Consider the following 288-nt stretch of genomic DNA (forward strand, 5'->3'; position numbering starts at 1 on the left):
TGATCCACCGGTTTCCATTATTAGAACAAAGCTCTTCATAGGAGTGCAGGGTCTCCGGCGCCACCAGGTTATGGATTTCTACAACCGGCAGACTTGTATTATCCTTGCGAAAAACTTCAACATCATGAACCCACACCACGTGCAGGATCACATTATCGTAGGCAGGATCACTTTCATGATTATGCATATACCAGTCTGAAGAGCGAAGATGGATCTCCACATTTCCCGCCCATTGCTGATCACCAATAAGCACCCTGGAATTGAAGAAGTCGGGGCCCGAGAGCAGGT

General features: G+C 47.9%; 1 protein-coding gene. It reads right to left on the minus strand.

Translation table 11 applies throughout. The annotated features are described in order from the left end of the window. Positions 1–288: DUF2851 family protein (locus tag HC175_RS23240; protein ID WP_168140106.1), on the minus strand; the 288-nt coding region annotated here is incomplete at both ends.

The sequence above is a fragment of the Salinimicrobium oceani genome, from assembly GCF_012037645.1.